The 22,963-nt window shown below is 60.7% G+C and carries 18 protein-coding genes and 1 pseudogene; 13 read left to right on the top strand and 6 right to left on the bottom strand.

Features of this window, described 5'->3' with window-relative positions:
• Nucleotides 1-60 precede the first annotated feature (60 nt).
• The gene (secA, locus tag AC3I65_RS20655; protein ID WP_047227085.1) at nucleotides 61-2,796 is read right to left on the bottom strand and encodes a preprotein translocase subunit SecA; all 2,736 of its coding nucleotides are present in this window, start codon (nucleotides 2,794-2,796) and stop codon (nucleotides 61-63) included.
• Between the two features lie 307 nt (nucleotides 2,797-3,103).
• Here secA and AC3I65_RS20660 point away from each other — a divergent pair, with 307 nt between their 5' ends.
• Nucleotides 3,104-3,559: a DUF721 domain-containing protein gene (locus tag AC3I65_RS20660; RefSeq protein WP_047227086.1), complete on the top strand. Its 456-nt coding sequence runs from the start codon at nucleotides 3,104-3,106 to the stop codon at nucleotides 3,557-3,559.
• Nucleotides 3,560-3,765: 206 nt separating this feature from the next.
• Here the strand turns inward: AC3I65_RS20660 and AC3I65_RS20665 are convergent, their stop codons facing one another.
• Complete coding sequence (locus tag AC3I65_RS20665) at nucleotides 3,766-5,253, bottom strand: helicase HerA-like domain-containing protein (protein ID WP_076383684.1); 1,488 nt, start codon at nucleotides 5,251-5,253, stop codon at nucleotides 3,766-3,768.
• 187 nt (nucleotides 5,254-5,440) lie between these two features.
• Between AC3I65_RS20665 and AC3I65_RS20670 the strand changes: the two are divergent.
• The 5 genes and pseudogenes from AC3I65_RS20670 to gpgF all read left to right on the top strand — a co-directional run.
• A pseudogene (locus AC3I65_RS20670) lies at nucleotides 5,441-6,472 on the top strand (HAMP domain-containing protein); the annotation flags it as partial.
• Nucleotides 6,473-6,565: 93 nt separating this feature from the next.
• Nucleotides 6,566-7,330: a methyl-accepting chemotaxis protein gene (locus AC3I65_RS20675; RefSeq protein ID WP_370695207.1), complete on the top strand. Its 765-nt coding sequence runs from the start codon at nucleotides 6,566-6,568 to the stop codon at nucleotides 7,328-7,330.
• A 185-nt stretch (nucleotides 7,331-7,515) separates the two neighbouring features.
• Nucleotides 7,516-8,637 (top strand): N-acetylglucosaminyl phosphatidylglycerol synthase, encoded by a 1,122-nt coding sequence (gpgS, locus tag AC3I65_RS20680; protein ID WP_047227089.1) that lies wholly within the window; start codon nucleotides 7,516-7,518, stop codon nucleotides 8,635-8,637.
• Between the two features lie 16 nt (nucleotides 8,638-8,653).
• Nucleotides 8,654-9,421, top strand: a complete 768-nt coding sequence (gpgD, locus tag AC3I65_RS20685) for an N-acetylglucosaminyl phosphatidylglycerol deacetylase (protein ID WP_173407516.1) — start codon at nucleotides 8,654-8,656, stop codon at nucleotides 9,419-9,421.
• Nucleotides 9,418-10,413, top strand: a complete 996-nt coding sequence (gene gpgF / locus AC3I65_RS20690) for a glucosaminyl phosphatidylglycerol flippase (protein WP_047227091.1) — start codon at nucleotides 9,418-9,420, stop codon at nucleotides 10,411-10,413. Before gpgD ends, gpgF begins: the two co-directional genes overlap by 4 nt.
• Before the next feature lie 7 nt (nucleotides 10,414-10,420).
• Here the strand turns inward: gpgF and AC3I65_RS20695 are convergent, their stop codons facing one another.
• Nucleotides 10,421-10,612, bottom strand: coding sequence for a hypothetical protein (locus AC3I65_RS20695; RefSeq protein WP_047227092.1), 192 nt, complete (start codon nucleotides 10,610-10,612; stop codon nucleotides 10,421-10,423).
• 58 nt (nucleotides 10,613-10,670) lie between these two features.
• A complete protein-coding gene (purU, locus tag AC3I65_RS20700) occupies nucleotides 10,671-11,519 on the bottom strand; it encodes a formyltetrahydrofolate deformylase (protein ID WP_092393378.1) in 849 nt (282 codons plus the stop codon).
• 303 nt (nucleotides 11,520-11,822) lie between these two features.
• Here purU and mvaT point away from each other — a divergent pair, with 303 nt between their 5' ends.
• Nucleotides 11,823-12,200 carry a histone-like nucleoid-structuring protein MvaT gene (gene mvaT / locus AC3I65_RS20705; protein WP_047227094.1) on the top strand — a complete coding sequence of 126 codons (378 nt, stop codon included), beginning with the start codon at nucleotides 11,823-11,825 and terminating at the stop codon, nucleotides 12,198-12,200.
• A gap of 93 nt (nucleotides 12,201-12,293) precedes the next feature.
• Here mvaT and sbcB read toward each other — a convergent pair whose 3' ends face one another.
• Nucleotides 12,294-13,721 carry an exodeoxyribonuclease I gene (gene sbcB / locus AC3I65_RS20710; RefSeq protein ID WP_047227095.1) on the bottom strand — a complete coding sequence of 476 codons (1,428 nt, stop codon included), beginning with the start codon at nucleotides 13,719-13,721 and terminating at the stop codon, nucleotides 12,294-12,296.
• A gap of 1,315 nt (nucleotides 13,722-15,036) precedes the next feature.
• Between sbcB and AC3I65_RS20715 the strand changes: the two genes are divergently transcribed.
• The 6 genes from AC3I65_RS20715 (at nucleotide 15,037) to AC3I65_RS20740 (ending at nucleotide 21,968) form a co-directional block, all read left to right on the top strand.
• Complete coding sequence (locus AC3I65_RS20715; protein ID WP_322833886.1) at nucleotides 15,037-15,762, top strand: RDD family protein; 726 nt, start codon at nucleotides 15,037-15,039, stop codon at nucleotides 15,760-15,762.
• The gene (locus AC3I65_RS20720; protein WP_419418202.1) at nucleotides 15,759-16,733 is read left to right on the top strand and encodes a stage II sporulation protein M; all 975 of its coding nucleotides are present in this window, start codon (nucleotides 15,759-15,761) and stop codon (nucleotides 16,731-16,733) included. The genes AC3I65_RS20715 and AC3I65_RS20720 overlap by 4 nt, the downstream gene beginning before the upstream one ends.
• Complete coding sequence (locus AC3I65_RS20725; RefSeq protein ID WP_488524110.1) at nucleotides 16,720-18,258, top strand: DUF4129 domain-containing protein; 1,539 nt, start codon at nucleotides 16,720-16,722, stop codon at nucleotides 18,256-18,258. The genes AC3I65_RS20720 and AC3I65_RS20725 overlap by 14 nt, the downstream gene beginning before the upstream one ends.
• A complete protein-coding gene (locus AC3I65_RS20730; RefSeq protein WP_488524111.1) occupies nucleotides 18,255-19,418 on the top strand; it encodes a DUF4350 domain-containing protein in 1,164 nt (387 codons plus the stop codon). Before AC3I65_RS20725 ends, AC3I65_RS20730 begins: the two co-directional genes overlap by 4 nt.
• Nucleotides 19,415-20,419, top strand: coding sequence for an AAA family ATPase (locus tag AC3I65_RS20735; protein WP_047227100.1), 1,005 nt, complete (start codon nucleotides 19,415-19,417; stop codon nucleotides 20,417-20,419). Before AC3I65_RS20730 ends, AC3I65_RS20735 begins: the two co-directional genes overlap by 4 nt.
• A gap of 217 nt (nucleotides 20,420-20,636) precedes the next feature.
• On the top strand, nucleotides 20,637-21,968 hold the full coding sequence (locus tag AC3I65_RS20740; RefSeq protein WP_139049269.1) for a DUF58 domain-containing protein: 1,332 nt from the start codon (nucleotides 20,637-20,639) through the stop codon (nucleotides 21,966-21,968).
• Nucleotides 21,969-21,984: 16 nt separating this feature from the next.
• Here AC3I65_RS20740 and AC3I65_RS20745 read toward each other — a convergent pair whose 3' ends face one another.
• Complete coding sequence (locus AC3I65_RS20745; protein WP_107321961.1) at nucleotides 21,985-22,962, bottom strand: hypothetical protein; 978 nt, start codon at nucleotides 22,960-22,962, stop codon at nucleotides 21,985-21,987.
• Nucleotide 22,963 lies beyond the last annotated feature (1 nt).

The following is a 22,963-nucleotide window of genomic DNA, read 5'->3' on the forward strand; positions in this document are numbered from 1 at the left end:
AAACGCCGCGACGGCTGAAAGCCGGTCGCGGCGCGGGTCGTTCAGCGCTTGAAACGGGTGTTACTGAATCTGCCCGTGACAATGCTTGTATTTCTTGCCCGAACCGCAATAGCACAGCTCGTTGCGGCCCAGCTTCTGCTCGTTACGTACCGGCGCGGTCGCCAAGGCAACATCCACCTCGGCGCCCTCCTCCTGGGCAACTTCCAGGCCTGGGGCCGGGGCGTGCTCGAACTGCATGCGCGCGGCCAAGGCTTCGGCTTCCTGACGCAAACGGGCTTCTTCTTCGGCCGGGTCTTCGCGGCGAACCTGAACGTGGGACAACACGCGGATCGAGTCGCGCTTGATCGAATCCAGCAACTCGGAGAACAGCGTGAACGACTCGCGCTTGTACTCCTGCTTGGGGTTCTTCTGGGCATAACCACGCAGGTGGATACCATGGCGCAAGTGATCCATGGTCGACAGGTGGTCTTTCCACAAGTCGTCCAGCACCCGCAGTACGATCTGCTTCTCGAAGGAGCGCAGCGCTTCTTCGCCGGCCTGGTCTTCTTTCTCGTTGTACGCGGCGATCAGTTCGGCCAGCAGCTTCTCGCGCAGGGTTTCTTCGTACAGGTGATCGTCTTCGTCCAGCCATTGCTGGATCGGCAACGCCACGCCGAAGTCGCTCTGCAAGGCAGCTTCCAGACCGGCGACATCCCACTGCTCAGGCAGCGACTGCGGCGGAATGTGGGCGCTGACGGTTGCGTTGAGCACGTCCTGGCGGAAATCTGCGATGGTTTCGCCAATGTTGTCGGCGGCCAACAAACTGTTACGCATGTGATAAATCACTTTACGCTGTTCGTTGTTAACGTCGTCGAACTCCAGCAATTGCTTACGGATATCGAAGTTGCGACCCTCGACCTTGCGCTGGGCTTTCTCGATGGCGTTGGTGACCATCCGGTGTTCGATCGCTTCGCCCGGCTGCATGCCCAGGGCCTTCATGAAGTTCTTCACCCGATCAGAGGCGAAGATACGCATCAGGCTGTCTTCCAACGACAGATAGAAGCGGCTGGAACCGGCATCGCCCTGACGACCGGCACGGCCACGCAGCTGGTTGTCGATACGACGCGATTCGTGACGCTCGGAAGCGATCACCTGCAAACCGCCGGACTCGAGCACCTGTTGATGACGCTTCTGCCAGTCGGCCTTGATCTGCGCGATCTGCTCGGGCGTCGGGTTTTCCAGGGAGGCGACTTCCACTTCCCAGTTGCCGCCCAACAGGATGTCGGTACCACGGCCGGCCATGTTGGTGGCGATGGTCAGGGCACCCGGGCGACCGGCCTGGGCGATGATCTCGGCTTCTTTTTCGTGGAACTTGGCGTTGAGGACCTTGTGCTCGATACCTTCCTTGGTGAGCAATGCGGACATGTGCTCGGAGGTTTCGATCGTGGCGGTACCCACCAGGATAGGACGGCCCTGGGCCATGCATTCCTTGATGTCGGCGATGATCGCCGCGTATTTCTCATCGGCGGTGAGGAACACCAGGTCGTTGTAGTCTTTACGGGCCAGCGGCTTGTTAGGCGGGATCACCATCACTTGCAGGCCGTAGATCTGATGGAATTCGAACGCTTCGGTGTCGGCGGTACCGGTCATGCCGGACAGCTTGTTGTACAGGCGGAAGTAGTTCTGGAAAGTGGTCGAGGCCAGGGTCTGGCTTTCGGCCTGGATGTTCAGACCTTCCTTGGCTTCGATGGCCTGGTGCAGGCCTTCGGACAGACGACGGCCCGGCATGGTCCGGCCGGTATGCTCATCCACCAGCACGACCTGGCCGTCCTGGACGATGTACTCGACGTTGCGATGGAACAGCTTGTGCGCACGCAGGCCGGCATAGACGTGGGTCAGCAGGCCCAGGTTATGGGCCGAGTACAGGCTCTCGCCCTCGGCCAGCAGGCCGACGCGGGTGAGCATTTCCTCGATGAACTGGTGACCGGCTTCATTGAGCTCGACCTGACGGGTCTTCTCGTCGACCGTGTAATGGCCGGCCTTGGTCACTTCACCCTCGACTTCTTCGACGTGAAGTTCCAGCTGCGGGATCAACTTGTTGATCTCGATGTACAGCTTGGAGCTGTCCTCGGCCTGACCGGAAATGATCAGCGGGGTACGGGCTTCGTCGATGAGAATGGAGTCGACTTCGTCGATCACGGCAAAGTTGAGTTCACGCTGGAATTTTTCATCCATGCTGAACGCCATGTTGTCGCGCAGGTAATCGAAACCGAATTCGTTGTTGGTGCCGTAGGTGATATCGCAAGCGTAGGCGGTGCGTTTTTCTTCCGGCGGCTGGAACGGCGTGACCACGCCGACCGTCAGGCCGAGGAATTCATACAGCGGACGCATCCAGTTGGCATCACGACGGGCCAGGTAGTCGTTGACCGTCACCACGTGCACGCCCTTACCGGACAGTGCATTGAGGTATACCGCCAGTGTCGCCACCAGGGTCTTGCCCTCACCGGTACGCATTTCAGCGATCTTGCCTTCGTGCAAGGTCATGCCGCCGATCAACTGAACGTCGAAGTGACGCATGCCCATCACCCGCTTGCCGGCTTCACGGGCAACCGCGAAGGCTTCGGGCAGGAGCTGGTCAAGGGTTTCCCCCTTGGCGATGCGGTCCTTGAATTCGGCAGTCTTGGCGCGTAACTGATCGTCCGAAAGGGCCACCATTTGCTCTTCGAAGGCATTGACGATCTGTACCGTCTTGAGCATGCGTTTGACTTCACGCTCGTTCTTGCTTCCAAAAAGTTTCTTTAACAAAGGCGCAAACATATCGGCAGGATCTTCCACACTAAAGGGATGGAGGGCGGCCCCGTGAGTCGCCCGTGCAGCCCTCATGGCCGCATGCGAACGAGCATTCTACCCGGAAACGATGGTGAGGAAAGTGGCGTTATTCCACGATGCTGGCACAGCGCTGTGACGGGGCCTCCCTAAAATAAGGGCTTTTGCGCGAACTTCAACCCACAAACGAGAGAAGTTATTCATTGATTGCGCGGACAAGGGCGCCCGCGGCGAGCGGTCGCGGCGTACTCGGCGCTTTCTGCTACCATGGCGCCTCTGTCACTTGCGGTATTCGTTCATGGCCTTTCGCCCTCTTCCAGCCAAGGTTCCCGCCGTTCTGCTGCGCGAAGCCAAACCGCTGAAAGCCATCTTCGGCCACGCCAAACGACTGGGTCACTTGCAGCGCCTGCTGGACAGCCAACTACAGCCCGCCGCTCGCGAGCACTGCCACGTGGCCTCCTGGCGCGAAGGCAGCCTGCTGCTGATCGTCACGGACGGTCACTGGGCTACGCGCTTGCGCTATCAGCAAAAGCGCCTGCTGAGGCAATTGCAGGCGTTCGAGGAATTTGCCGGCCTGACGCGGATTCTGTTCAAGGTACAACCGCCCACGGTGCAAGTCGCCGTCAAGGGGCACACGCTGGACTTGTCCACCGACGCAGCCGCCACCATCCAGGCCACCGCCGATGGCATCACCGACCCCAACCTGCGGGCGGCGCTGGAGCGGTTGGCGGCACATGCGCGGCCCAAGGATTGACTTCCAGGTCGCCAGTTGAATCGCTATCGCGAGCAAGCTCGCTCCCACAGGAGATCTTCAGTGAACACAGATTTTGTGTACGACACAGATCAATTGTGGGAGCGAGCCAGCTCGCGATAGCGGCAGATCAGTCGGTACATTTGGCGCCTGTTGAATCGCCATCGCGAGCAGGCTCGCTCCCACAATGTTGAACTGTGCCGAGCCGGTTACCGGCGCTTTTTGCTCCCCAGCAACGACCCCATCAACCCACGTACCAGTTGCCGTCCCAACTGATTGGCGGCCTGGCGCATCGCCGATTTCAATGCCTGGCCGGCCGCCGTACCGAGAAATTCCCCGGCCTTGTCGGTGAAACTCGGTTCTTCAGCGCTCGCCTTGCCCTGTGCCTCTTCGGCTTGCGGCTCCAAGCCCTTGCGCCCCATCAGCACTTCATAGGCCGACTCGCGATCAATGGGTTTGTCATAACGCCCTTGCAAAGGGGAACGGGCGATCAGCCCGGCGCGTTCAACTTCGGTCAACGGCCCGATCCGCGACTGTGGCGGCGCCACGAGCACACGCTGGACCATTTGCGGCGTGCCCTTTTCCTGCAAAGTGCCCACCAAAGCTTCGCCAATACCCAGCTCGGTCAGCACCGTCAGCGCATCGAATTGCGGGTTGGGCCGGAAACCGTCCGCCACCGCCCGCAGGGATTTCTGCTCCTTGGTGGTGAAGGCCCGCAAGCCGTGCTGGATGCGCAGGCCCAACTGCGCCAGCACGTCGTCCGGCAAGTCTCCTGGCGACTGGGTCACGAAGTACACCCCCACGCCCTTGGAGCGAATCAGCCGCACCACTTGCTCCAACCGCTCTTGCAACGCCTTGGGGGTATCGGCAAAGAGCAGATGGGCCTCATCGAAGAACAGCGCCAGCAGCGGTTTGTCCGCGTCGCCGCGCTCGGGCAATTGCTCGAACAACTCGGCCAGCAGCCAGAGCAGGAACGTTGCGTAGACTTTTGGTGCTTCATGCACCAGACGGCTGGCGTCCAGCAAATGGATAGGGCCGCGGCCGTCGCTGGCCGGTTGCAGGATGTCTTCAAGCTGCAAGGCCGGCTCACCGAACAGCGCATCCGCGCCTTGTTGCTCCAATGTGGCCAAGCGCCGCAGCAAAGCCTGGCTGGAACCGGTGGTCATCAAAGCGGCGTCGTCCCCCAGCAGCTCAGGGTTGTCCCTGAGATGATTGAGCAGTGCCTTCAAGTCCTTGAGATCCAGCAGCAACAGGCCTTCGCGGTCGGCAACCTTGAAGGCCGCGTACAGCGCCGATTGCTGACTGTCGGTGAGTTCCAACAGGCTGCCGAGCAACAGCGGGCCCATTTCACTCAGGGTGGTGCGCAGCGGATGACCGGACTTGCCATGAATGTCCCACAAGGTCACCGGATAAGCCTGGGGTTTGTGGCCGAGCCAGGACATGCCGGCGATACGCTCGGCGACTTTGCCTTGGGGGTTGCCGGCGGCGCCGAGGCCGCACAGGTCGCCCTTGATGTCTGCGGCGAATACCGCAACGCCGGCATCGCTGAACGTCTCGGCCAGGCGTTGCAAGGTGACGGTCTTGCCGGTGCCGGTGGCACCTGCCACCAGACCATGACGGTTAGCCAGACGCAGGGCCTGGGCGATGGGTTGGCCGGCAAGGTCGGCGCCAATAACAAGTTGCGATGAGTCAGGCATTTCGTCACCTGTGGTTAATCTATGGCCTTGCATGGCCGATATCTAAAGCGACAGACCTACTGAAACAAGGTCGGATAATTCCCTAAGGAGAGGAGGAAATATCAGCTTTTTTTCACTATGAAGCCATTTTTGCGCGCTTATATATAAGCACGCTTAGCGTATCAAGAACTTAGCGGACCCCCGTGCCATGAATAAAAACCTGCGCTTTAGCCATAAAATTCTAATAGCCGCCGCGCTCATCGTGATTGCAGCCTTCGCTTCCTTCACGACCTACAACGATTACCTGCAACGCAATGCCATCCGTGACGATCTGGACAGCTACCTGCATGAAATGGGTGCTGTCACGGCAAATAACATTCAGACCTGGCTGACCGGCCGCATCCTGCTTATCGAGAACCTGGCCCAGAACATCGCCGTCACCCCCGACCCGAGCAGCGTCACCCACCTGCTGGAACAGAAAGCGCTGACCTCGACCTTCATGGCGTCCTACCTTGGCGATGCCCAGGGCAGTTTCATCATTCGCCCCGATGCGAAGATGCCTGACGGTTTCGATCCGCGCGTACGTCCTTGGTACAAAGGCGCACAAAGCAGCAGCACCTCGACCCTGACCGAACCCTACATCGACGCTGCCAGCGGCGGGCTGATCATTTCCATCGCCAGCGCCTCGAAAAACGCCACGCAAAATGTCGGTGTCGTGGGCGGCGACCTGAGCCTGCAGACCATTGTGGACAACCTCAAGACCGTGAATTTCGACGGCATGGGGTATGCCTACCTGATCAGCGCCGACGGCAAGATTCTGGTACACCCGGATAAAGCCCTGGTCATGAAAACCCTGGCCGAAGCCTACCCGACGAACACCCCGAAGATCAGCGACCAGATCAGCGAAGTCGAAGTCGATGGCCATACGCGCATCGTGACCTTCACGCCGATCAAAGGCCTGCCCTCGGTGAACTGGTACGTCGGCGTGTCGGTGGATAAAGACAAGGCCTACTCGATGCTCAGCGATTTCCGCACCTCGGCCGTCGTGGCGACGGTCATTGCCGTGGCGTTCATCATTGCGCTGCTGAGCATGTTGATCCGCTTGCTGATCCAGCCGCTGCATGTGATGACCCGGGCGATGGAAGACATTGCCGATGGCGACGGCGACTTGACCAAACGCCTGACGATCCAGAATCAGGACGAATTCGGCATTCTGGGCACGGCGTTCAACCGTTTCGTGGAACGTATCCATAATTCGATCCGCGAAGTGTCCTCGGCCACCGAACACGTCAACGAAGTCGCCTTGCGGGTGGTGAGCGCGTCGAACTCCTCGATGGTCAATTCCGACGAGCAGGCCAGTCGCACCAACAGCGTGGCCGCGGCCATCAATCAATTAGGCGCCGCTGCTCAGGAAATCGCCCGCAATGCAGCGCAAGCTTCCCATCAGGCCAGCGACGCCCGTGGCCTGGCCGAAGACGGCCAACAAGTGGTGGATCGCAGCATTGCCGCGATGAATCGCTTGTCCGACTTGCTGAGTGCCTCAAGCAGCAACGTTGAATCGCTGAACAGCAAAACCGTGAACATTGGCCAGATCCTGGAGGTGATCACCAGCATTTCCCAGCAAACCAACCTGCTGGCCCTCAATGCTGCAATTGAGGCAGCCCGGGCCGGTGAGGCCGGGCGCGGGTTTGCCGTGGTGGCCGATGAAGTGCGCAACCTGGCCCACCGCACCCAGGAATCGGCGCAACAGGTGCAGACCATGATCGAGGAGTTGCAGGTCGGCGCCCGGGATTCGGTCACGACCATGAACGACAGCCAGCGCCACAGCCAGGAAAGCGTGGAAATCGCCAACCTGGCCGGCGAGCGCCTGAACAGCGTGACCCAGCGCATCGGTGAAATCGATGGCATGAACCAGTCAGTGGCCACCGCCACCGAGGAGCAGACGGCCGTGGTGGAATCCATCAACGTGGACATCACCGAGATCAACACGCTGAACCAGGAAGGCGTGGAGAACCTGCAATCGACATTGCGCGCCTGCTCAGACCTTGAGCAGCAAGCGGCGCGGTTGAAGCAACTGGTGGGCAGTTTCCGCATCTGACGTCATCGCCAGCAGGCTCGCTTCCACGGGGTTTTGTGCAAAACACAGATCCATGGTGGGAGCGAGCCTGCTAGCGATAGGCCCCTCTCAAACGACACACTGCTGACAGACATTCCACCGCCCACAACCCCAACCGAACATCTATTCTTACTAAAGGTCAACAAAGGAGAATACAGACCGGAGGGATGTTCATCGTGCACATAGCGGACATAACCATGTTCTACGCCCCCGCCAGCGGCGGCGTGCGCACTTATCTGGATGCCAAGCACCGGCGCCTGAGTGATCGGCCCGGAATTCGTCACAGTCTGTTGATCCCTGGCGCGCATCTGAGCGAGCACGACGGGATCTATAAGGTTCCGGCCCCCGCCCTGCCTTTCGGCAAGGGCTACCGCTTCCCGCTTCGCCTGGCGCCCTGGCGCAATGTCCTGCGTGATTTACAACCGGACCTGATTGAAGTCGGCGATCCCTACCTCACCGCATGGGCTGCCCTGGATGCCCGGCGCCAGCTCGATGTGCCGGTGATCGGTTTCTATCACTCCGACCTGCCGCTGCTGGTCAGCAACCGCATGGGCAACTGGTTCACGCCCAACATCGAAGCCTATGTCAGCAAGTTGTACGGCAATTTCGACCGGGTCCTGGCGCCGAGCCAGGTCATGGCCGACAAGTTGATCGGGCTGGGGGTCAAGAACGTCTACGTGCAGCCTTTGGGCGTGGATCTGCAAACCTTCAACCCCGCCGCCCGCGACCCGGAACTGCGTGCCGAACTGGGAATTGCCGAAGACACGCGCCTGCTGATTTTCGCCGGTCGCGGCTCCAGGGAAAAAAACCTGCCGGTGCTGCTCAAGTGCATGAAACGCCTGGGCGAACGTTACCACCTGCTGCTGGTGGGTTCGTCCATGCCCGCCGTGGTCCCGGACAACGTTACGGTGGTCGATGAGTTCTGTCCGGCGCCGCAAGTTGCCCGACTCATGGCCAGCGCCGATGCTCTGGTGCATGCCGGTGACCAGGAAACCTTCGGCCTGGTGATCCTCGAAGCCATGGCCAGCGGCATCCCCGTGGTGGCGGTGGCGGCCGGGGCCTTCACCGAAATCGTCCACGAAGACTGCGGCCTGCTATGCACGCCCGACAATCCACAGGCCATGGCCAACGCCGTGCGGCAGCTATTTGCCGAAGGCTGTCAGCGACGCGGTGTGCTGGCGCGCCAGCACGTTGAGCGTCACTACGCCTGGGACTCGGTGGTCAACAGCCTGTTGGGCCACTACCACAGCGTCCTGGGTGAACAACTGCCCCTGTTGGCCAATGGTTGAGGTGAAGTCCGTGTCGATGAATCAATCGCCCAGCCTACTGTTGGTGCTGCATGACGTGGCGCCGCAAACCTGGCCCGACTACCAGCCCTTCGTCGAAGCTGTCGACGCCCTCGGCCAGGTGCCAATGACCTGGCTGGTGGTGCCGGACTTCCACCACGCCAATGCGCTGGAGAATCACCCAGGTTTTCGGCGCCTGCTCGACAACCGGGTCGAGCGCGGCGACGAATTGGTGCTGCACGGCTACTACCATTGCGACGATGGCCCGCCGGCGACTCATCCCAAGGACTGGTTCATGCGCCGGGTATATACCCACGAAGGCGAGTTTTACAGCCTGTCCGAGGAGGCGGCCCTCGCCCGCCTGCGTGCGGGTGTCGAAACCTTCCAGCGCTACCAGTGGCCACTGGAGGGTTTCGTCGCTCCGGCCTGGCTCATGAGCGAAGGCACGCGCCAGGCACTGCGCCAGTTGCCACTGAGTTACACCAGCGATCCCCAGCATCTCTATCGCTTGCCGGACTTCACCCCGATCGACGCTCCGGGACTGGTATGGAGCGCCCGCAGCGCCTGGCGCCGTGGCCTTTCCAAAGTCATCAATGATCAACGTGAACAGCGCTGGCGTCAGGCGCCAGTCATTCGCCTTGGCCTGCATCCCGTCGACATGCGCCATGGGTTCTCCCGGGATTATTGGTTGCGCACCCTCGAACGTCTGCTCAACGACGGCCGCGTGCCGATGACCAAGGTCCAATGGCTGGCGACCCAGGGCCTGCGGGTCAGCGACGCGGCATGAAACGGCTGATATGGCTGGGCGCCGCCTTGCTCTTGGCGCTACTGGTGCCGTGGTTGATGGGTGGCGGGGAGATGTGGTCGCGGGTGCAGCGCTTTCCCTTGTCACTGCTGCTGACCATGCTCGGCATGATTGTCCTGTGCTGGGGCTTGAACTCCGTGCGCCTGCGTTTGCTGCTGGGTGAACACCGCGGGCGCATCGGCCGGCTGAAAAGCATTGGCGTCGTCATGTCTACCGAGTTCGCCATGTGTGCCACGCCCGGCGGCAGTGGCGGGCCGCTGACGCTGATGGCGTTGCTGGCGCGCAACGGCGTGCGTCCGGCCCATGGCAGCGCGGTGTTTGCCATGGATCAGTTGAGCGATCTGCTGTTTTTCCTCTGCGCCTTGGTCGGCATCCTGTTTTATGCCTTGTTCCAGAACCTCAGCCAGAGCATCGAATGGATGCTGGCATTGAGTGCCTTCTCGTTGTTTGGCGGACTGTTCGGCTGCGTGCTGGTGGCCCGCTACCACCGCAAACTGATTCTGCTGGGCGCTCGGTTATTGCGACATCTGCGGGTAAAGACCGCCACTCGCCAACGCTGGGGACGCAAGATCCTGCACTTTCTGGCGGCATTTACCGACACCCTGAAATTGCCCCGTCAGACCCTGTTCCAGGTCTTCGGCCTGACCTGCCTTCACTGGGCCCTGCGCTACAGCGTGTTGTATCTGGCGTTGAGAGGACTGGGGGCGGATTTGCAGTGGGCCTGGAGCTTTCTGATCCAGATGCTCTCCTTGAGCGCAGGGCAGTTCAGCCTGCTGCCCGGTGGCGCCGGGGCGGCAGAGTTGACCTCGGCGGCGCTGCTGGCGCCCATGGTGGGCAAATCCACGGCCGCAGCGGCGATTCTGATCTGGCGGGCGGTGACCTATTACTTTTATCTGGTCGCCGGTGGCCCCGTGTTCTTTTTGATGGTCGGGCGACCATTGATCAAGAAACTGATCAAGCTGCGACAGGCGTGACTCCTATTTAGACTTCACCGCTTTCAGGCTTTGCAGGCGCTGGTTCGTCCTCGGGGTGCATTTGTTTCCACAGTTGCGCAGCGTCGGGAAACTCCGTGCCATCCTCCGGGCTCAACGCTTCAGGATCGTAACGGCTCAGGCACCCCTCGCCCAGGGTCGCCGGGGCTCGGGAGGTGGCTTTGTCCAATGGATCGGTCATGGCGAACCTCATGAAAAAAGGGCCTGGTGATCACTCGCCCAGGCCCTTTGCAGTGTAGTCAGAACACCACGGTCTTGTTGCCGTGCACCAGCACTCGGTCTTCCAGGTGATAACGCAAGCCGCGCGCCAGTACCATTTTTTCCACGTCACGGCCGAAACGCACCATGTCTTCGATGCTGTCGCTGTGGCTGACGCGCACAACGTCCTGCTCGATGATCGGCCCTGCGTCCAGCTCTTCGGTCACGTAGTGGCAGGTGGCGCCAATCAGCTTCACACCCCGCATCGAGGCCTGGTGATACGGCTTGGCACCGACAAACGACGGCAGGAAGCTGTGGTGGATATTGATGACCTTGTGCGCGTATTCGCTGCACAAGGAAGGCGGCAGGATTTGCATGTAGCGGGCCAGCACCACCACCTCGGCGTCGTGCTGTTTGACCAGCCGCGAAACTTCGGCAAACGCCGGCTGCTTGTCCTGTGGGTCGACCGGAACGTGGTAATAAGGGATACCGTGCCACTCCACCATGCTGCGCAAGGCGTCATGGTTGGAAATGACACAGGCAATGTCGCAATCGAGCTCATCGCTGTGCCAGCGGTGCAGCAAATCTGCCAGGCAGTGAGATTCTTTGCTGGCCATCAGCACCACGCGTTTTTTTTGCGCGGTATCGGTGATTCGCCAGTCCATCGAAAACTCTTCGGCAATCGGTGCGAATGCCTCACGAAAGGCTTCGATGCCGAAGGGAAGCGAGTCGGCACGAATTTCGTGACGCATGAAAAACCAGCCACTGTGAGTGTCCGAGTGATGGCTCGCTTCAGTGATCCAACCATTATGGGACGCCAGAAAATTACTGACCTTAGCAACGATGCCGACGCGGTCCGGGCAAGCGATCACCAGCCGAAAAGTGCGCATTAGGGGAACTCCAGAACTTCACAAAGGCGGCCATTCTAGCCATTGCGCGGCAAAACTGCAGTATCGATGACACGCCGCGCACATTTGTCTGCCCGGGCAGCAATGGGCCGGACCTTTGGCAACACGCTATATTTGTGAGCAGATGTGAAGACTGTGTTTCAGTATTTAACTGCAACGCCGTTTTTGCGAGGCTGCACTAATTAATTAAATAAAACATCGGTTAAATGTTTACTTGATGAAACTGTCTGATTACTATTGCCTCACTGTCTCCTTGTCACCCGCGTCCTACATAAGGTAGTCCTCATGTCCTTGATCAATGAATACCGCAGCACCGAAGAAGCAATCAAAGAACTGCAAGAACGCCTGAAAGCTCTGTCTAAAGACGACAAGCTGCAGAAAGAACTGGAATTCGAAGGCAAACTGCGCACGCTGATGGGCGAATACCAGAAATCGCTGCGTGACATCATTGCTATGCTGGATCCAGAAGCCAAATCGAGCAAGGCAACCCGTGGCGCCGTAAAAACTACCGGCACCAAACGCGCTCGCAAAGTTAAGCAATACAAAAACCCGCACAACGGCGAAGTCATCGAAACCAAAGGTGGCAACCACAAGACTCTGAAAGAGTGGAAAGCCAAGTGGGGCGGTGACGTGGTTGAAGGTTGGGCAACCCTGCTGGGCTAAGCCTCACCGGTTCGCGCCGCTTTATGCGAACAGAATAACGCCAGCGATTGCTGGCGTTTTTTTATGCCTGCGATTTACCCACTTCATCGCCACTCAAAGGCTTAAACGTTTACGCAATTGCTGGCTGTAGCCCTGCCACTCTATGAGTACCTCGCGCTGCAATGGCGTGGAAACGGCCATCCATTCCTCCATCGCCTCATCAAAACTTTGCAAGGTATTAGGCGCCCCCCATTCCGGGGAGGACAAACGCTGCTGACAGAAAAGTCTCCAACGCTCCTGCTCTTCGCCGGTCAAGGTCTCAGGGAAGTTGCGCGCGCGATATCTGAACAATAACTCCGGTAAACGCTCATCATCAAAAGGCCAGTGTTCTGAAGCCAATTGAGCAGGGTCAGCCATGCGGACTTGCTCGCACAATCGACGATCGCGGTCGCCGATGAAGCCTGCGTATAACTGCTGCTCGGGATCCTCACTGGCCGTGAAATCCTCGCGACCATAAATGGCCTGAAGTTTGTCCTGCCAAACTTGCTGTGCGTCAGTTAGCCGCAGCGCACGCTCCTGATAAACGTCCATGTCCAGTTGCAGCCGCTGCTGGTCCTCGGCACGCAGCACCGAGAGCGGCGCGACCACCGGGCACTTGTTGATATGAATGAGTTTGAGAGGCACCGGCAACTCGCCTTCGAGCAGTTCTTCACGGCGGGTATACAAACGTTGCCTCAGGGTTTCAGCATCGTGGTCCAGCAAACCCAGCGGGTCCAGGTGCAAGTCACAGACAATCAGGGCATTGCGATTTTTCGGGTGCCAGGCCAATGGTAAAACTACCCCGATGTAGTTGCGCGCGGCCGAGAAACGCCCGGAAACATGCACCATAGGCTGCAACAGGCGGATCTGATCCATGACTTTCTGTTTGCTGCGCAGTTGGAACAGCCACTCGTAAAGCCTGGGTTGTTTCTGGCGGATCAGACGGGCCAAGGCGATCGTCGCGCGCACGTCCGACAACGCATCGTGAGCCTGGCCGTGGTCAATACCATTGGCGGCGGTCAGGCGCTCCAGCTTGAGGGTCACGCGGCCCTCCTCTTGCGGCCAGACAATGCCTTCGGGGCGCAGCGCATAGGCGGCGCGCACCAGGTCGATCAGGTCCCAGCGGCTATTGCCGCCCTGCCACTCGCGCGCGTACGGGTCGAAAAAATTCCGATAGAGGCTATAGCGGGTCATTTCGTCGTCGAAGCGCAGGGTGTTGTAACCGGCGCCACAGGTGCCGGGCGCGGCCAGTTGCCCGTGGATACGGGTCATGAAGTCGGCTTCAGTCAAGCCTTTGTCGGCCAGGCATTGCGGGGTAATGCCGGTGATCGCACAAGCCGCCGGATGCGGCAGGATGTCCTCGCTGGGCTGGCAATACAGGTTCACCGGCTCGTCGATTTCATTGAGTTCGAAATCGGTACGGATCCCCGCCACTTGCAAGGGCCGGTCACAACGCGGGTTGATGCCGGTGGTTTCGTAGTCGTACCAGAAGATAGAAGTCACGGGGCGTTCCTGGGTTGAAGACTGGCGAAGTCTAGGCCTTCGAGCCCACCTGCGGCCAGCGCTGCCTGAGTTTTGAAATCCAAAGGGGGATCTGAGGCGGACACCGGATCAGTGAACACCCCGATCAAAACTGTGGGAGCGAGCCTGCTCGCGATAGCGGTCTGCCTGAAACGGCAATGCTGAATGTGCCGCGGTCATCGCGAGCAGGCTCGCTCCCACAAGGGATGTGTGGCGGGTGCAAAATGCGTGAACACCGTCAATCAAAACTGTGGGAGCGAGCCTGCTCGCGATAGCGGTCTGCCTGAAACAGCAATGCTGAATGTGCCGCGGTCATCGCGAGCAGGCTCGCTCCCACAAGGGATGTGTGGCGGGTGCAAAATGCGTGAACACCGTCAATCAAAACTGTGGGAGCGAGCCTGCTCGCGATAGCGGTCTGCCTGAAACGGCAATGCTGAATGTGCCGCGGTCATCGCGAGCAGGCTCGCTCCCACAAGGGATGTGTGGCGGGTGCAAAATGCGTGAACACCGTCAATCAAAACTGTGGGAGCGAGCCTGCTCGCGATAGCGGTCTGCCTGAAACGGCAATGCTGAATGTGCCGCGGTCATCGCGAGCAGGCTCGCTCCCACAAGGGATGTGTGGCGGGTGCAAAATGCGTGAACACCGTCAATCAAAACTGTGGGAGCGAGCCTGCTCGCGATAGCGGTCTGCCTGAAACAGCAATGCTGAATGTGCCGCGGTCATCGCGAGCAGGCTCGCTCCCACAAGGGATGTGTGGCGGGTGCAAAATGCGTGAACACCGTCAATCAAAACTGTGGGAGCGAGCCTGCTCGCGATAGCGGTCTGCCTGAAACGGCAATGCTGAATGTGCCGCGGTCATCGCGAGCAGGCTCGCTCCCACAAGGGATGTGTGGCGGGTGCAAAATGCGTGAACACCGTCAATCAGAACTGTGGGAGCGAGCCTGCTCGCGATAGCGGTCTGCCTGAAACGGCAATGCTGAATGTGCCGCCGTCATCGCGAGCAGGCTCGCTCCCACAGGGGATGTGTGGCGGGTGCAAAATGCGTGAACACCGTCAATCAGAACTGTGGGAGCGAGCCTGCTCGCGATAGCGGTCTGCCTGAAACGGCAATGCTGAATGTGCCGTGGTCATCGCGAGCAGGCTCGCTCCCATAGGGGTTCTGCTTTTGTGTTCGGGCCCTGAATCCTGTTGCAAGCCATGAAATGACATACATAGTTATGTCGTTTGCCCGCACGAAGACTGCTAGCATCGGGACCGAGACTGAACGTTCAAACCGGCCCATCACTCAGGTTGCCCATGCTCGAGAGACCAGCACTGCAAAGGAACGCGACGCTGCCCCCGCCACTCGATACGCGGTATCAGGTTGAAACGCCCGAAGGCATCGACCTGCCGCTGCGCCCGGCGGGGTTGATGCCTCGTGCGCTGGCCTTTGCCATCGACCTGGGCATACGCGGGCTGGTCCTGGGGCTGGTGTTCATCATCCTGGCGTTTTTTGGTGAGCTGGGCATTGGCCTGGGCTCCATCCTGCTGTTCGTTGTCAGTTGGTGGTACATGGTGCTGTTCGAGGTGCTGAACCAGGGGCGCTCCCCCGGCAAGCAGATCATGGGGTTGCGAGTGGTGCAGGACGACGGCAGGCCTATCGGCTGGTCCGCTTCACTGATCCGCAACCTGCTGCGTTTTGTCGACATGCTACCCTTCGGCTACACCTTCGGGGCAATCAGTTGCCTGCAACATCCTGCCTTCAAACGCCTGGGAGACCTGGCCGCCGGCACCCTGGTGGTGTATCGCGAGCAACCGGTCAAACGTCCCGCGCTGCCCCTGGCGCAGTCGATACGACCGCCCTTTACCCTGAGCCTGAACGAGCAACGCGCCGTGCTGGGTTTCGCTGAACGCCAGGCTGAACTGTCCGAAGCGCGGGTCAACGAACTGGCGAGCATCCTGGCCGCGCCACTGAACGTCCAGGCCCCCAGAGCCGTGGCCGAACTCAATGGCATCGCCCGTGGCCTGCTGGGGCCGACATGAAACAAAGTCTGTTCGAAAGCCGCCACCAAGGCGAATGGGACCGACTGTCCCGACAACTCGATCAACTGGAGCGCAGTCGTAACGTGCCCCAAAGCAGAGACTTTCCTCCTGCCTACCGCAGGCTTTGTCAGCATCTGGCGCTGGCCCAGGCACGAGGTTACAGCAGCCTGCTGGTCGACACGCTGCAGCAGTTGGCGCTGCGCGGTCACCAGCAACTCTATCGGGATCGCAGCCGGCCATCGACCGGCCTTTCGACTTTCATCCTGGCCGGTTTCCCCCGACTCGTGCGGGAACAATGGCGTTTCGTACTGGCCGCCGGAGCGATGTTCATGGGTAGCCTGATCGGCATCGGGCTGCTGGTCTATCTGTTTCCCGAGCTGGTCTACAGCCTGTTGAGCGTCGAGGAAGTCAGCCAGATACGTGGCATGTACGACCCGGCCAGCGGGCACCTGGGGCGTTCGATCGAGCGGGCCGCCAGCCAGGACTGGGTCATGTTCGGCTACTACATCATGCACAACATCGGCATCGCCTTTCAGACATTCGCCAGTGGCTTGATGTTTGGCCTGGGTAGCGCGTTCTTCCTGTTTTTCAACGGCCTGACCATTGGTGCGGTGGCCGGGCATCTGACCCAGATCGGCTCGGGTGGGACGTTCTGGTCGTTCGTCATCGGCCACGGCGCCTTCGAACTCACTGCCATCACGTTGGCCGGCGCCGCCGGCCTGCAACTGGGCTGGGCGTTGATCGCGCCGGGGCGCCTCACCCGAGGCGAGGCCTTGCGGATCGCCGCCGGCAAAAGCGTGCTGATGATCGGCGGCGTGATGCTGTTGCTGCTGATTGCCGCGTTCATCGAAGCGTACTGGTCCTCCAGCGCCGTGACAGCCGCGACCAAATACACGGTCGGCGCCTTGTTGTGGCTTCTGGTGATCAGTTATCTGGTGTTTGCCGGACGGACCCGCCATGCGTCTGAGTGATGCCACCGTGGTCATCCGCCCGCGCACCACCTGGGAAGCCATGGACCTGGGCGTGTTGATGAGCCAGCAGCATCGACGTTTGCTGATGACCAGCTGGGCCGTTATCACGCTGCCGGTGTTTGCGCTGTTGTCCCTGCTGCTGTGGGATTCGCCCTCTCTGGCGATGTTCCTGTTCTGGTGGTTGAAACCGGCCTTTGACCGTTTGCCCCTGTACATTTTGTCCAAGGCGCTGTTCGGCGAAACACCGACGCTGAAACAGGCCTTGCGTCAGTGGCCCGCGCTGCTCAAGCCCCAGTTGCTGGCAAGCCTGACCTGGCGACGGCTGAGCCTGAGTCGCAGCTTCCTGATGCCCGTGGTGCAACTCGAAGGACTCGACGGCGAGGCGCGTGAACAGCGCTTGCGGGTGCTGCTGCAACGCAACCGTGGCGCAGCGCAATGGCTGACCGTGATCGGCGTCCACCTGGAGATCGCCTTGTGGTTCGGCCTCATGGCCCTGTTCTACCTGCTCGTGCCGCAGCAGGTCGAACTGCAATGGAACTGGCAGACGCTGATCGCCGTCGCCGAGCACGACTGGTTGTGGCTCGAACATCTGATCAACCTGCTGTATCCCCTGCTGCTGATCGTCTGGGAGCCGGTGTATGTCGCCTGCGGTTTCAGCCTCTACCTGAACCGGCGCACGATACTCGAAGCCTGGGACATTGAACTGGTGTTCCGACGCCTGCGCCAACGCCTGAGCAGCACTGCCCCCGCGCTGATGCTGCTGGCACTGCTGTTGTTGCCGATGGCACCGCCGGCCTGGGCCGCCGAAGACAGCACCGGCCCCGACAGCCCGCGGCTGCTCAACCAGCCCCTGACCAGCGAAGCCTCCAGAGACAGCATCAAGGCGATCCTCCAGGCTCCGCCGTTCAAGAACCCGGAAACGCTCACCCGCTACCGCCTGGGTGAAGAAACCGCCGAATCGGCCGAGACCGACGAAGCGCCGGGCTGGCTCAAGGCATGGTTCAAATGGATCAGCGGCCAACGCTTCGACATCGCCGCCGCACTGATCCAGATCGTACTGTGGGCCTGCCTGGTGGCGGCGATTGCCTGGCTAGCCTGGCGCTACCGGAAAAGGCTCAGGGCCTTGGTGAATCTGCGATCGACAAAACGCCCACCCGCGGCACGAGCGGTGCCGGCGCAGATGTTCGGTCTGGATATTCGCGAAGAAAGCCTGCCGGACGACGTGGCCACCAGCGTGGAACAACTATGGGCCGCTGACCCTCGCCAGGCCCTGGGGCTGCTGTATCGGGCCTTGCTCAGCCGGTTGCATCATGACTTTGCGCTTCCCTTGAAACCGGCCGACACCGAAGGCCAGGTGCTGCAACGCATCGAACAGCTTGAGCATGAACGCCTGCTGACGTTCAGCCAACACCTGACTCAGCACTGGCAAAACATTGCATACGGCCATCGCCCGCCGCCACCCCATCTGCAACAGCAACTGTGCGATGACTGGCGCGGGTTGTTCGGGCCGGAGGCGTCTCGATGAATCGCCGCGCAGGGCTGTTGGTCGGCGCCGGGGTGGCCGCGCTGTTGTGCGTGTTGGGCATTTACCTGTTCCTGAAGGCCGTGCCCTATCAGGAAACCATCGATCACGGCCCCTCCCCCGAGGCCCAGGCCAATCCCTACCTGGCCGCCGAACATTTCCTGCGCCGGCAGGGCATAAACGTCGAGCACGCCAATAATCTGGACGTCCTGCCCAACCTTGAGCCTGATCAGCGCAGCCTGCTGTTGTTGGGTGAACGCACCCACATGACCCCACGGGAAGTCGATCAGTTGATGAACTGGGCCCAGGCCGGTGGACGATTGCTGTTTGTCGCTGAGGCCTTGTGGGATAACAGTACCGCCAGCAGCGGCGACTTATTGCTGGACCGTGTGCGCCTGCGTCAATTCCTGAGCAAGGACCTCAAGGCGCCGGAGCCCGAACTCATCAAGGATCGCTACCCCAAGCTGACCAAGCTGTACCTGGAGGACGAAGAAGCACCCGCGTATGTCGGCTTCGACACCGATTTCCACCTCGAAGACCCGCAAAACCTCGCCCAGGCCTGGGCCAACAGCGCGTTGGCGACCCACATGATGCAGCTCAACCACGGCCTGGGCTCAATCACCGTGCTCACCGACGCCGAGCTGTGGAAGAACGACCATATCGACCAATACGACAACGCCTGGCTGCTCTGGTATTTGAGCGCCGACACCCACGTGACGCTGCTGTATGACATCGACCACGACAACTTGCTGGCCCTGTTGCTGCGTTATTTCCCCCAGGCCTTGGTGGCGCTGCTGGCCTTGATCGCCCTCTGGCTCTGGCGTTCGGCGGTGCGTCAGGGCCCGCTGCAACAACCGGCTCCCAAGGCGCGGCGCCAGTTGGAGGAACACGTGCAGGCCAGCGCCGGTTTTCATCTACGACACAATGGCCGTCAGCATCTGCTGCACAGCTTGCAACAGGACGTGCTGCGCCGGGCACGCCATCTGCATCCCGGTTTCGAACAACTGGCCGTGGCCGAACAGTGGCAAGTGCTCGCCCGTCTGACCCGCCAACCCACGCGGACCATCAGCCAGGCCTTAAGCCCCCGACCGCAACAGCGCATGTCCAGCGCTGAGTTCTGCCGTCAGGTCGCCCATCTGCAAACCCTCAGGAATGCCTTATGACTGAAGAGAACGAACCTGCCGGCGGCCAGACCCACGCCGCCCAACAGCGCCAGCGCGCCAGTCAACTGGCCCAGGCTATTCGCACCGAGCTGCACAAGGCGGTGGTCGGCCAGGCCGCGGTGATCGACGATGTGCTCACGGCCCTGATCGCCGGCGGACACGTCTTGCTCGAAGGGGTTCCAGGATTGGGCAAGACGCTGCTGGTGCGCGCCCTGGCCCGCTGTTTCGGCGGCGAATTCGCGCGCATCCAGTTCACCCCCGACCTGATGCCCAGCGACGTCACCGGGCACGCGGTGTACGACTTGCAGACCGAGCAGTTCAAGCTGCGCAAGGGGCCGGTGTTTACCAACCTGCTGCTGGCCGACGAAATCAACCGCGCCCCGGCCAAGACCCAGGCGGCGCTGCTCGAAGCCATGCAGGAACGCCAGGTCACCCTCGAAGGTCGCGCCTTGCCCATCGCCCAACCGTTCATGGTGCTCGCCACCCAGAACCCGATCGAACAGGAAGGCACCTACCCGCTGCCGGAAGCCGAGCTCGACCGTTTCATGCTCAAAGTGCGCATGGACTATCCCGACGCCGACCAGGAATTGAACATGGTCCGTCAGGTCAGCCGTTCGACCCGGGCCGACATGCTCGATGTACAGCCGTTGCGCACGGTGTTGCAGGCCAAGGACGTGCAAGCGCTGCAACGCATCGCCAGTGACCTGCCGATGGACGATCAGGTGCTCGACTACGCCGTGCGCCTGGCCCGCACCACCCGCAGCTGGCCGGGCCTGACCCTAGGCGCCGGGCCGCGTGCCTCGATTGCCCTGGTGCGCTGCGCCCGGGCCCGGGCATTGTTGCGCGGCGGCGAGTTCGTGGTGCCGGATGACATCAAGGGCTGCGCCCTGGCCGTGCTGCGCCACCGGGTGCGGCTGGCACCGGAGCTGGACATCGAAGGGCTTTCGGTGGATCAGGTGCTGGGGCAACTGCTCGATCAAGTGCCGGCGCCGCGGTTGTGAGGAGGCGGCCTGTGCCAAGAGCACTTCTTGAGGCAAGACTGCTTTCTGTGGCGAGGGAGCTTGCTCCCGCTGGGCTGCGAAGCAGCCCCCTGGTTTTGCCTGGCACACCGCAAGGGGACGCTACGCGTCCAGCGGGAGCAAGCTCCCTCGCCACAGGAAACCTCTTGGCGGCAAACTCTTTTACCAAAGCAAATACCTTCTCCAAGGGAACGCCCCCATGAAACCCGCGCGCCTACTGCTGACCTGGCTCGCCATTCTGCTGGCCCTCGGCATCGTGCTGGGCGCGTTGCGGGCGCTGGGCGTTGCGGTTCCATCGATGTTGCTGTCGATCCACTGGGGGTTGCTGCTGGCCCTTTTGGCCCTGGCAATACTTGATGCCGTACGCCTCAAGCGCTTGCCCTCGCCCCGGGTGCAACGGCAGATGCCCGGCAGCCTGGCACTGGGTCGCTGGAGCGAAGTGCGACTACAGATCAGCCATGACTTTGCGCAGCCGCTGAATGTTCAGGTCTTCGATCACGTCCCCGACGGCCTGGACTTCGAAAGCCTCCCCTTGTCGGTCGAGCTGCAACCCGGTCAACACAGCCAGGTTGGCTACCGCCTGCGCCCGCTCAAGCGCGGTCACTTCAGCTTTGAACACTGCGAAATCAGCCTGCCCAGCCCATTGGGCCTGTGGGCCGGCAAACGTCTGCTGGACGCCCTCGACCACACCCGCGTCTACCCGGATTTCGCCAGGCTCTACGACGGTCAACTGCTGGCGGTGGACAACTGGCTCAGCCAATTGGGTATCCGCCAGCGCCAACGGCGCGGCCAGGGGCAGGAGTTTCATCAACTGCGCGAATTTCGCGAAGGCGACAGCCTGCGCCAGATCGACTGGAAGGCCACTGCCCGCCATCGCACACCGATTGCCCGGGAGTACGAAGACGAGCGCGACCAGCAGATCATCTTCATGCTCGATTGTGGCCGGCGCATGCGCAGCCAGGACGGCGAGCTGGCGCACTTCGACCACGCTCTCAACGCCTGCCTGCTGCTCAGCTACACCGCGCTGCGCCAGGGTGACGCCGTGGGCCTGAGCACCTTCGCCAGCGAACAGCCACGCTACCTCGCACCGGTCAAAGGCACCGGTCAACTCAACGTGTTGCTCAACACCGTGTACGACCTGGACAGCAGCCAACGCCCGGCCGACTACCAGGCCGCCGTCACCCAACTGCTGACCCGGCAAAAGCGCCGAGCCCTGGTGGTGCTGGTGACCAACCTTCGCGATGAAGACGATGAGGAGCTGCTGGCCGCCGTCAAACGCCTGGGCCAACAGCATCGGGTTCTGGTGGCGAGCCTGCGGGAAGAGGCACTCGACCGCTTACGCCAGGCACCGGTGCAAACCCTGCCCGAAGCCCTGACCTATTGCGGGACAGTGGATTATTTGAACGCCCGGGCCGAACTGCATGAGCGCTTGAGTGCCCATGGGGTGGCGGTGCTGCAAGCCCGGCCCGGGGAGTTGGGGGCCGAGCTGGTGACGTTGTATCTGGGGTGGAAGAAGGCGGGGAATTTGTAGGCCATCAGCGTGCATATCAGGCATGGCTTGCGTCATAGCGATTGACGATCGACAAGGACATGCTATCACCCTCCAATTGCGTCGCACTGACCTCGCCCTGAGCGTTGGTGCGATTGTAGGGCGCTCCGTTAAGCAGTGTTCGAACGCCCGCTGCGGGTTCATTCGTGAACCTGGAGATGGCACGAATATGCTTTAGATAATAATCCAGTAATGGATCAAAAGACGGGAATGGTCCCGTTGTCCAACGCTCAGCCCTGACCAGGTTATGCCCCAACGACATAGCGAGTGACCCCGTCGTCACGCCCGACTCCACGACTTCCATGCGCAAGGAAAAACTCCCATCCCGGGTAGTGTTGAGGCAATTCAATTCCCAGCTGGCACCCTCGAGAGTCAATAACTGGGCACGCTCCAATGCAGGCGTGACCACCACACCGAGACTCACGGCGGATTCGCCATCCCACACCAGCTTTACCTGCTTATTCAGAAGCGAGCTGGAAGGTTCAGGCCAAACGGTAAAAGTGTGGCTTGCACCATGGCAAGGGTAGGCGGCCCCCTCTCCAAAAGTGAGCGCAAACTCGTCGAATTTAACGTTCAGCTCTTGCGCGACATCCACTACTCTCCCTGGTACTGGCGGCGACTTCGGCATTTCCTCAATTAAAGGCATCCCAAACTGCAATACAAAAGTGCCGCCTTGCGCCTCGTCTGTAGAAATAGACCAGCTCAAGGAGGTAGTCCCCGCCTCCATCGCCACCAATTGCCCCAACGGCGGATCGAAAACCAAACCCTGCGTCTCTTCACCCGGTTTATATTCCAGAAGAATCCGGGCGTGCGGATCGCCGATCAACCAGCTGTATTCATAATCCAACGTCAGCGTGCACACCTCTCCGATGACTGAAGCCACCTCGACGTCAGGCCACCTTACCGGCTGGCCGTTGACATAAGGCCTGAATTCCTGAAGCCAGGTCATGTCATTGGGTGCTGATGCAACTTTCATA

This window comes from Pseudomonas sp. N-1-13 (assembly GCF_057787095.1).

What these genes read in the sequence shown, in the direction of transcription:
- secA (WP_047227085.1), bottom strand. Translation starts at nt 2,796, where the DNA reads ATGTTTGCGCCTTTGTTAAAGAAACTTTTTGGAAGCAAGAACGAGCGT.
- AC3I65_RS20660 (WP_047227086.1), top strand. Translation starts at nt 3,104, where the DNA reads ATGGCCTTTCGCCCTCTTCCAGCCAAGGTTCCCGCCGTTCTGCTGCGC.
- AC3I65_RS20665 (WP_076383684.1), bottom strand. Translation starts at nt 5,253, where the DNA reads ATGCCTGACTCATCGCAACTTGTTATTGGCGCCGACCTTGCCGGCCAA.
- AC3I65_RS20675 (WP_370695207.1), top strand. Translation starts at nt 6,566, where the DNA reads ATGGTCAATTCCGACGAGCAGGCCAGTCGCACCAACAGCGTGGCCGCG.
- gpgS (WP_047227089.1), top strand. Translation starts at nt 7,516, where the DNA reads ATGTTCATCGTGCACATAGCGGACATAACCATGTTCTACGCCCCCGCC.
- gpgD (WP_173407516.1), top strand. Translation starts at nt 8,654, where the DNA reads ATGAATCAATCGCCCAGCCTACTGTTGGTGCTGCATGACGTGGCGCCG.
- gpgF (WP_047227091.1), top strand. Translation starts at nt 9,418, where the DNA reads ATGAAACGGCTGATATGGCTGGGCGCCGCCTTGCTCTTGGCGCTACTG.
- AC3I65_RS20695 (WP_047227092.1), bottom strand. Translation starts at nt 10,612, where the DNA reads ATGACCGATCCATTGGACAAAGCCACCTCCCGAGCCCCGGCGACCCTG.
- purU (WP_092393378.1), bottom strand. Translation starts at nt 11,519, where the DNA reads ATGCGCACTTTTCGGCTGGTGATCGCTTGCCCGGACCGCGTCGGCATC.
- mvaT (WP_047227094.1), top strand. Translation starts at nt 11,823, where the DNA reads ATGTCCTTGATCAATGAATACCGCAGCACCGAAGAAGCAATCAAAGAA.
- AC3I65_RS20715 (WP_322833886.1), top strand. Translation starts at nt 15,037, where the DNA reads ATGCTCGAGAGACCAGCACTGCAAAGGAACGCGACGCTGCCCCCGCCA.
- AC3I65_RS20720 (WP_419418202.1), top strand. Translation starts at nt 15,759, where the DNA reads ATGAAACAAAGTCTGTTCGAAAGCCGCCACCAAGGCGAATGGGACCGA.
- AC3I65_RS20725 (WP_488524110.1), top strand. Translation starts at nt 16,720, where the DNA reads ATGCGTCTGAGTGATGCCACCGTGGTCATCCGCCCGCGCACCACCTGG.
- AC3I65_RS20730 (WP_488524111.1), top strand. Translation starts at nt 18,255, where the DNA reads ATGAATCGCCGCGCAGGGCTGTTGGTCGGCGCCGGGGTGGCCGCGCTG.
- AC3I65_RS20735 (WP_047227100.1), top strand. Translation starts at nt 19,415, where the DNA reads ATGACTGAAGAGAACGAACCTGCCGGCGGCCAGACCCACGCCGCCCAA.
- AC3I65_RS20740 (WP_139049269.1), top strand. Translation starts at nt 20,637, where the DNA reads ATGAAACCCGCGCGCCTACTGCTGACCTGGCTCGCCATTCTGCTGGCC.
- AC3I65_RS20745 (WP_107321961.1), bottom strand. Translation starts at nt 22,962, where the DNA reads ATGAAAGTTGCATCAGCACCCAATGACATGACCTGGCTTCAGGAATTC.